This is a genomic window from Amycolatopsis jiangsuensis, from assembly GCF_014204865.1.
GTDB lineage: Bacteria > Actinomycetota > Actinomycetes > Mycobacteriales > Pseudonocardiaceae > Amycolatopsis > Amycolatopsis jiangsuensis.
In genome coordinates, this window is the sequence record NZ_JACHMG010000001.1 from 1,574,363 (window position 1) to 1,582,538 (window position 8,176).

General features: G+C 70.2%; 8 protein-coding genes. 1 reads left to right on the plus strand and 7 read right to left on the minus strand.

The genetic code is table 11. The features are described 5' to 3' along the window. Positions 1-28: 28 nt before the first annotated feature. The 4 genes from BJY18_RS06625 to BJY18_RS06640 all read right to left on the minus strand — a co-directional run bounded on the left by BJY18_RS06625 (position 29) and on the right by BJY18_RS06640 (position 3,625). On the minus strand, positions 29-886 hold the full coding sequence (locus BJY18_RS06625; RefSeq protein WP_184778604.1) for an oxidoreductase: 858 nt from the start codon (positions 884-886) through the stop codon (positions 29-31). Between the two features lie 158 nt (positions 887-1,044). Beyond that, entirely contained in the window at positions 1,045-2,772 is a 1,728-nt protein-coding gene (locus BJY18_RS06630) for a hypothetical protein (RefSeq protein WP_184778606.1), read from the minus strand. Next, positions 2,769-3,077 (minus strand): hypothetical protein, encoded by a 309-nt coding sequence (locus BJY18_RS06635; protein ID WP_312873759.1) that lies wholly within the window; start codon positions 3,075-3,077, stop codon positions 2,769-2,771. Before BJY18_RS06635 ends, BJY18_RS06630 begins: the two co-directional genes overlap by 4 nt. Then, positions 3,074-3,625 carry a YbaB/EbfC family nucleoid-associated protein gene (locus BJY18_RS06640; RefSeq protein ID WP_312873760.1) on the minus strand — a complete coding sequence of 184 codons (552 nt, stop codon included), beginning with the start codon at positions 3,623-3,625 and terminating at the stop codon, positions 3,074-3,076. The genes BJY18_RS06635 and BJY18_RS06640 overlap by 4 nt, the downstream gene beginning before the upstream one ends. A gap of 331 nt (positions 3,626-3,956) precedes the next feature. On the opposite strand from BJY18_RS06640, the gene BJY18_RS06645 reads away from it, so the two are divergent. After that, complete coding sequence (locus BJY18_RS06645; RefSeq protein WP_184778608.1) at positions 3,957-5,204, plus strand: PucR family transcriptional regulator; 1,248 nt, start codon at positions 3,957-3,959, stop codon at positions 5,202-5,204. 26 nt (positions 5,205-5,230) lie between these two features. On the opposite strand, the gene BJY18_RS06650 is transcribed toward BJY18_RS06645, so the two are convergent. The 3 genes from BJY18_RS06650 to BJY18_RS06660 form a co-directional block, all read right to left on the minus strand. Beyond that, positions 5,231-5,638: a helix-turn-helix domain-containing protein gene (locus BJY18_RS06650; RefSeq protein ID WP_184778610.1), complete on the minus strand. Its 408-nt coding sequence runs from the start codon at positions 5,636-5,638 to the stop codon at positions 5,231-5,233. An 89-nt stretch (positions 5,639-5,727) separates the two neighbouring features. Continuing rightward, a complete protein-coding gene (locus BJY18_RS06655; RefSeq protein WP_184784460.1) occupies positions 5,728-6,903 on the minus strand; it encodes a lipase family protein in 1,176 nt (391 codons plus the stop codon). 250 nt (positions 6,904-7,153) lie between these two features. Next, complete coding sequence (locus BJY18_RS06660) at positions 7,154-8,176, minus strand: alpha/beta hydrolase (protein WP_184778612.1); 1,023 nt, start codon at positions 8,174-8,176, stop codon at positions 7,154-7,156.

Consider the following 8,176-nt stretch of genomic DNA (forward strand, 5'->3'; position numbering starts at 1 on the left):
TCCGGGCGCGTCATGACCGGCGCGGCCGTCAGTTCGCCGCGATCTGGTGCCCGTCCGGGAAATCCGTGGACCGGGAGAGTTTCTCCCACTCTTCGAGGTCCGCGGCCACTGCGGCACGCCCGTTCGCGACCAGCCGCACGGCGTCGGACCCGAGCACGAGGTGCACCGGCGGCTTCTCCGCGTCGAGCACCGTGAGCACGGCCTCGGCGGCCTTGGCCGGATCGCCCAGCTGGTTGCCGCTGGCAGCCTGCCGGGCCGCCCGGATCGGCTCGAAGAGCCCGTCGTAGTCCGAAATCGAGCGGGCACTGCGAACCATCGACCGGCCCGCCCAGTCCGTGCGGAACGAACCGGGCGCGATGATGGTCACCCGCACGCCGAGGTCCGCGACCTCTTTGGACAGTGTTTCGAGCATGCCCTCCACCGCGTACTTGCTGCCGCAGTAGTACGCCAGCCCGGGAACGGTCATCAGCCCGCCCATCGAGCTGACCCCGAAGATGTGCCCGGACCGGCGCTTGCGCATTCCCGGCAGCACGGCGTGGACCGTGGCCGCCACGCCGAACACGTTCGCGTCGAACTGTGCGCGCAGCTGGGCCATCGAGGACTCCTCGAACACGCCCTCGTGCCCGTAACCGGCGTTCGCGATCAGCACGTCGATCGGACCGACACTGCGCTCGACCTCGCCGACCACGGCGAAAACCGCTTCGTCGTCGGTCACGTCGAGCTGCCGGGCGTGCGCGCGTCCGGGCGCCAGCGCCTCGAATTTCTCCAGGTCCTCACTCTTGCGGACGGTGCCGACGACGGTGTGCCCGGCCGCCAGCGCACCCTGCGCGAAGGCCCGGCCGAGCCCGCTGCCGGCACCGGTGATCAGAAACGTTCGTGTGGTCATGCCGTTACTATACACGACGTTGAATTAATTTGACGTCGCGTCAAGGATAGGTGGTGCTGGTGACTTCGGGCAGCAGAACGGCGGCGGACCCCGGAGGGTTCACCGCCGTTCTGCTGCCGGCCGGCCGTGCCCGGCTTCGCGTGCCGAATGCCGGACCGTCAGGAGTCGCCCGAGTCGTCTGAGCTGTCCGAGTTGTCCGGGGTCACCTCCTTGGCGACCGTGCCCAGCGACTTGATGAACTCGATCGTGCCCTTGCTGACGAAGCCACGGCCGCCGAAGGCCGGGTCGGTCACCGTCTTGATGGTGTTCTCGAACCTCGCCGCCTTGTCCGGGCCCAGCAGCTTGAGGAGATCGGGCTTCCCGAGGTTGGAGTACTTGTCGAACTTGTCGAAGATCTCCTGCCGCTGTGCGGGCGTGACGTTCGGGATCTTCTCGTCGATGATCTTCGTCAGGTGATCCTTGGTGTAGCGGCCCATCTTGTCGGGGAACGGCTCGTGCGACGGTTTTCCGTGGCCGCTTTCACCGTCGGTCTTCCCGCCGGTGCTGTCGGTCTTGCCGTCCGCGCCGTCGGTCTTCCCGCCGGTGCCATCGGTCTTGCCATCCGCGCCATCGGTCTTTCCGCCGGTGCCGTCGGGCTTGACGTCGCTCTCCGGTGGCTTCGCCTGGGGGTGTTCGTCCGGGGTCAGCTTCAGCCAGTTGCCGTCGCCGGAGCCGCCCTCGCTCTCCGACGGCTTACCGCCGCCTGTTCCGCCGGTGTCGGCGGGCGGCTTGTTCGCCGGTGGGTCCGGGGTCAGCTTCAGCCACCCGTCATCGCCCTGCGGCTTGTCACCGTCGGTGCCGTCGGTCTTGCCACCGTCGCCTTCAGGCTTGCCGTCGGTCCCGTCGGTCTTGCCGTCGGTGCCGTCGGTCTTCCCATCGGTGCCGTCAGTCTTGCCACCGTCGCCTTCAGGCTTGCCGTCGGTGCCGTCGGTTTTCCCGTCGGTGCCGTCGGTCCCGTCGGTCTTGCCGCCCTCACCTTCGGGCTTTCCGCCGCCGTCGGGCTTGGGGCCGCTGCCGCTGCCGCCGGGGATGTCGCCGTGGGGCTTCGCTCCGCCGCTCGCGGCCGAGGCGACTGCGTCGGCGGCGTCGTCGCCGGCTTTGCCCAGTCCGGTCAGGTTGCCCAGCAGCTTGGTGAGCTTCTGGACCAGCTTCGAGATCTCCTCGCCGATCTTGACCATCGTGATGCCGACGGTCGCGGCCACAGTCCCGAGGAAGATGCCGACCGAGGTGCCGAAGGTGAACGGCATGGCCGCCGCCGCGGCGATCGCGCCGGCGATGATCCCCCCGAGCACCCCGGCGATGATGTCGCGGATGACTCCGCGGAAGGCACCGACCAGGCCGCCCGCGATACCCATCTGCTGGGATGCGGTGTCGACGTAGCCGGCGAGCGCGTCGAGGTGGGCCCGCAGGCCGTCCATGTCCTTCTGGAACGCCTGGGCGCCCTCGCCCTTCCACGCGTCCTTCAAGTCGGTCAGCGCGGTGTCGAAAGCCGGCGCCCAGTCCTCTTCGAGCTTCTTCTTCTGCTCGTCGATGGCCGCCTGCGCCGCGTCGATGCCGATCGGATCGCCCATCAGCAGGTCGAGCGGCACGCGGAACGGCGTCACGTGGTCGATGAGCCAGCCCAGCGCCGCCGAGATCACGCTGCCGAGCGGGTCGATCACCAGCCCCAGCACGTCCAGCGCCAGCCCGACCGAGCCCAGCGCGATCCCGGCGGCGTTGTGTTCCTTGGCCGAGTTCGCCAGGGAGAAAGCCGAGTCGATGATGCCGGCGCCGTCGGCGCCGTGCGTCATGGTCATCGTCTCCTGGGGGTTGGTCCAGAAGTCGTTCTTCTCGTAGCCGTCGCTCATGCCTGGTACTTCGAGATCGAGTCGGTCACGTCGTCTTCCTGGTCCTGGTAGCCCTTCCGGGCCTTGTCGAGGTTCTCCCGGAACTTGCCCACCGAGTCGGCGTAGCTGGTGAGCTGGTCGCGGGCCTTGCCGCAGTGCAGGCTCGCCCCCGCGCCGAAGAGCTGGCCGACGACGCCGAAGATGCCGGGATCCGCGACGCAGCCGCCGATCATCTCCCCCGATCCACGGAGGTTGTCGGCGAGCCCGTCCAGATGGTTCCCGAACTTCTCGAGTGCTTTCGGGTCGAGTGAATATCCGCCGCTCACCAGGGATTCGCCTCGTCTTCGTCGTCGTCGGCCGGGCGGCGACGCGGCGCGGGCCGCGACGTCCTCGGCGGGGGCGGGGGCGGCGCGGGCGGCCTCGGCGGCTGCATGCCCGGCCTCGGCGGCGGGGGCGGATCGTCGTCGGGCGCCATGTCCTCGCCGAACTTGTTCGGGTCCGCCCCGCCGTCGTCGGCCACCGGTTCGGGTGGCAGGAAGCTCTTCATCATCTCGACGGCCTCACCGCCGCCCAGGATCGCCTCGGCCGAACTCGCCACCGCGCGCGCGGTCTGGCTCTGCGCCTGCCGCACGGTCTCCATGATCGCCGTGGTCAGCCGCGCCTCCCCCAGCCCGCACGCATTCCTGCCGAGCTGGATGCTGCGCAGCGCGCCGTTCGGCGCCAGGGACACGGTGACGGAACCGTCGCGCGAGGTCACCGTCGCCGCCGCGGCGGCGAACGCCTCCTCCAGCTCCGACGCCCGTTCCCGCATTTCGACGGCCTGCCGCTCGACATAGTGCTGTATGTCCTCGCCGGGCCTCAGATTCGGCTCCACACTTGCTCCTCGAAGTACCTTCCACCGCCGGGGGCACGCTACTCCCGCGCAGTGACGCGCAACCGGCGGGAGACCTCGCTGCCCAGGGGCCGAGCGTATCTTCGCCCGCCGGTACCGGCGCGCCAAGCCGGGGCCCGCCGCCGTGCCCCGCGTTCCCCGCCCGGCTGGGCGAAGAGGCATCCGGCGGCCCGGCCACCTCGTCTTTGGCAGTCGCGCACGAACAGTTCCCGCAGGATTCATCACCTCACCGCAGCCGCGCGGACAGGTGTGTTGCGCCACGGCGCGGTGCGTGAGTGCATGACCGGGGACGGTGACGCGGAGGAGCTTCGAGATGCACGAACCTGCCGATCGCGAGCACCGGGAGGCACCGGGCACCGGCATTCCGGCGCAACGGCTGTGGGTGTCGCTGCCCGGCGACCTCGCCCGGCGGTTCCGGCCGCACGCGGGCAACCTGGGCAAGGAGATCCTGCGGGCGATCCAGCGTGAGGTGCCCGAGTACGCCAAACCGCTGGAAGGCGCGTTCGGCGCGGTCATCATCAAGGCCATCGGGGAAGCCGTCATCGGCTCCATCGACAGCATCGACGGCCGTCCCTCCACACAGGACAACTGGGGCGAGCTGTTCCGGGACTTGGGCCGCGGGGTGCAGAAAGGCGGCGGCAGCCTCGACTCGCTGCAGGCCTCCTACCGGGTCGGCGGGCAGGCGGCCTGGCGTTATGTCGCGGGCTGGGGCCAGCGCACCGGCATGCCCATTCCCCTGCTGTGTGTCTGCGCCGAGGCGATCTTCGCCGTGATCGAGGAGATCTCGTCCTATTCGGTCGAAGGCTACACAGTGGCCCAGACCAGTGCCGCGGGTGCGCTGGAGCGACGACGGCGCCGTCTGCTGGAGCTGCTGCTGGCCACGCCGCCGTCGTCCCCGCAGGGCATCGCCGACGCCGCGGACGCCGCGGGCTGGCGACTCCCGGAATGGGTCAACGCCGTGGCACTGGCCCCACCCGGAGAGCAGCAGGCCGACGAACTGCCACCGGCAGGCCTGCCCGCGGACGTCCTCGTGGACCTTGAAAGCACACAGCCCTGTGTGGTGTCCCCGGATCCCGAGAGCGACCTGCGGCAGCTGCGTCCCGCGCTGCCGGGCTGGCACCTCGCCGTGGGGCCGCGGGTGCGTCCGGCCGATACGGCCACCTCACTGAAGTGGGCGTGCCGGACCCTGCGGCTGGCGCGGCGAGGGGTCATCGACGCCCGGCCGGTCGCCGACAGCGCCGAGCACCTCAGCACGGTGTGGCTGATGCACGACGACTTCCTGCTGGCCGAGCTCACGCGCCGAGCGCTCGGACCGATGACCGGCCTGACCACGAAGCAGCGGGAGAAGCTGGGCGAGACGCTGCTGGCGTGGCTGGAATGGGCCGGCAGCACCCCGGAGATCGCGAAAACGCTCCGGATCCACCCGCAGACGGTGCGGTACCGCGTGCACCAGCTGACGGAACTGTTCGGCGACCGGCTGCACGATCCGGCTGCCCGGCTGGACATCCAGCTCGCGCTGCACGCCCACCGGCTGCGGGGCACCTGGCCACCGGCGGCCTGAGCGACGGCCCGCACCACCGGCCGCGGTCACGCCGGCCCGCCGGCGGACGGTGTGTCCACTGCGGACGGACCACGCGCGGCGCGCGCGGGGGCCCCGCCCGGCCGTGTGCGCGCACTGGTGGCGATTTCGAGCAGTTCGGCGTACTCCACCAGCCGGGCGCGATCCGCGGTGCCCAGCCGCTGGTAGAGCAGCAACAGCCGCGCGGTCTCGGGCGGACGCACGGCCTCCTCCTCGAGGAAGTACCCGACCGGCCGCCGGTAGAGCGCGGCGAGGGACTTGAGTTCCAGGCAGTCGACCTTCCGGGTACCGGACTCGAATCCCGACACCGCCGACCGCGGCACGCCCAGCCGTTCGGCGATCACCCGCTGCGGCAGCCCGGAGGATTCGCGGCACCTGCGCAACCGCTCGGCGAGCCGGTCCTGCTCATCGTTCACTCCCCACTCCCCTGCCTCCGGACGGTCTCGCTCTCCGGCGGCCGCGGTGTCGCGGACCGCCGGAGAGCGGGACCGATCAGCCGGGCCGATCAGCAGTTGGACGGTGCCTCGGCGCCGGCGAACCGCTGCGTGATCCACTGGTGCGCGTCACCGTTGCCGGCGAAGATCCCGCTCAGGTGGTCGGAGACGTAGGTCTGCCACTGCTCCCGGACCCCGGCCGCGCAGTAGCTCTTGTGCAGTGCGTCGGCCTGCGGGGTGTTCACGATCTCGTCGGTGCTGGCGTGGTACTGGAAGACCGGCACCTGCGGCGGGGTGGCGCCCAGCTTGTTCTCGGCAAGGCGCGCCTTCCACTGCGGGGTGTCCAGCGGATTCGACGTCGTGTAGTCGCTGATCTTCTTGAACGGGTAGTTGCTCAGCAGTTCGACCACGCAGGCGTTCTTCTTGGCGTCGGCGAGCTGCTCGCGGCCGGTGTCGTTGAGGTAGGAGTCCAGCTTGAGGTCGGGGTAGGCAGCGTCCAGCCCGACCGCGGCAAAGGCGAGGAACCCGAACCCGATGTAGCCGTCGAGTCCCTTCGCGACCTCGGTCAGGTCGGCAGGGACCCCGCCCGCCGCGACCCCGACCAGGTTGAGCTCAGGGGCGTAGGCGGGCTGTTTCTCCCCGGCCCACAACGCACCGCCGCCGCCCTGGGAGTAACCCTGGAAGATCACCTTGGCCGTTTTCGACAGCTTCGCTGCGGACAACCGCTGCGCCGCCCGGACCGAGTCGATCACCGCCGGGCCCATCGACTGCCCGGTGATGTAGGTCGGGACGGTGGAGGGCGAGTAGCCCTCGTAGTCGGTGACCGCGACGGCGTAGCCGCTGGAGAGCGAGTCGTTGATGGCCGGCTGGTCGTACAACGTGCCGCGCTCGATCGCCTTGGACGCCGTGCACTTGAACGCCGGCCCCTGTGTTCCCACCGCGTAACCGACGATCGGAGCGGCGGCCGGGTCGACGCCCTTCGGGACGAGGATCGTGCCGGTCACCGCGTCCGGCCGGCCCTGCGCGTTGGTGGAGAGGTACATGACCTCCCACGCATCGGCATTGGCCGCGTTCATCGCCGGCACCGCCGGGCGCCAGCGGAGTACGTCACCGGGCTGCCCGGACGGCAGCGGGGCGGGGGCGGTGTAGAACGAGTCGTCGAACGGGCCGGGCAGCCCTTCGGCGGCCGGGGCCGCGGGAGCGGCCGCCACCGGGGTGCTGACCGCGGCGACGCCGAGCGCCAGCATCGACAGGCCCAGCAAGGCGATGACCACCTTGCGCCCGCGACGCACCGCGCGCGGGGTGCTGACACTTTTCACCGGAACCTCCATCGAATAACCGGGAATTTCGGTACACGATCCACACCGCGGCGACCACTGGTCAAGCATTTCCGGAGATCCCACACCCAGGCCACGAAATCGCGGACGGGAATTGTTTCCCGGAGCACATCGCGCGCGTTGTTCCGACCACGGACGTCCGGATTTCCGGCCCGCCGGATCAGGCCGGAAGACCGAGCGCCTTCGCCAGGATCGGCCACGAGTCGTGCAGTGCGCGCTGCCAGTACGGCCAGCTGTGCGTGCCCGGCCCGTAGTAGTCGACCGTCGCCGGGATGCCCTTCTGCTGCAGCCGGTCGGTGAAACTCCGGGACGTCAGCAGCGCCGAGGGCTCCAGCGGATCGGACTGGCCCGGCGGATCGAGCGGGCCGGTCCGGCCGTTGCCGCAGGAAAGGTACAGCGCGGTTCCGCGTAAATCGTCGACGTGGTCGAAGGGATTGTTCGCCGACCAGATCGGCCAGTTCGCCACCTCGTCGCCCCACAGGTCGAAGAAGTTGTAGAATCCGCCGCGCGCCAGAATTCCCTTGATGACTCCCGCGGTGCCCGGGTAGAGCGTATTCGGCACCCCGCTGTAGGAGGCCGCGGCACCGAACATCCCCGGATGTTTGAAAGCGTAGGCCAGCGCGCCGTAACCGCCGATCGAAACACCCGCGACCGCCCGGCGGGTCCCGCCGCGGAAACCGCGCTCCACGATCTGGCGGACCTCGGCGGTGTGGAAGGTCTCCCAGTCCGGCGTGTCCTTCAGCCCGAGGTTCCACCACTTGGTGTACATCCCGGCCAGCCCGTCGCTGGGCAGCACCAGGATCGTGTCCTTGTCCGCGGTGAACGCCTTGACGTCGGTGAACTGGTCCCAGGACTGGTAGTCCACCGGCTCACAGCAGCCGTGCAGCAGATAGAGCGTCGGCCAGGTCCGGTCCGGCTGCGCCGCCCAGCCCGAGGGCACGACCAGCCGGACCATGCCGCTCGTGCCCAGCGCGGGCGAGTCGATCCGGAGATCGACGGTGCGCGAGTCCACCCAGGTTTCCTCGGTCACCTTCGCCCCGTCGTCGGCGGTGGCGGCAGTGGTGACTGGACCCGCGGAGGCCACCGGGACCTGCGCCAGGCCCGTTCCGGTGAGCACCGCGGCGAAGAGCACCGCCAGCCCGGCCAGACGCCGTCTTCTCCGGCCGGTCCGCTGGTTGGTCAT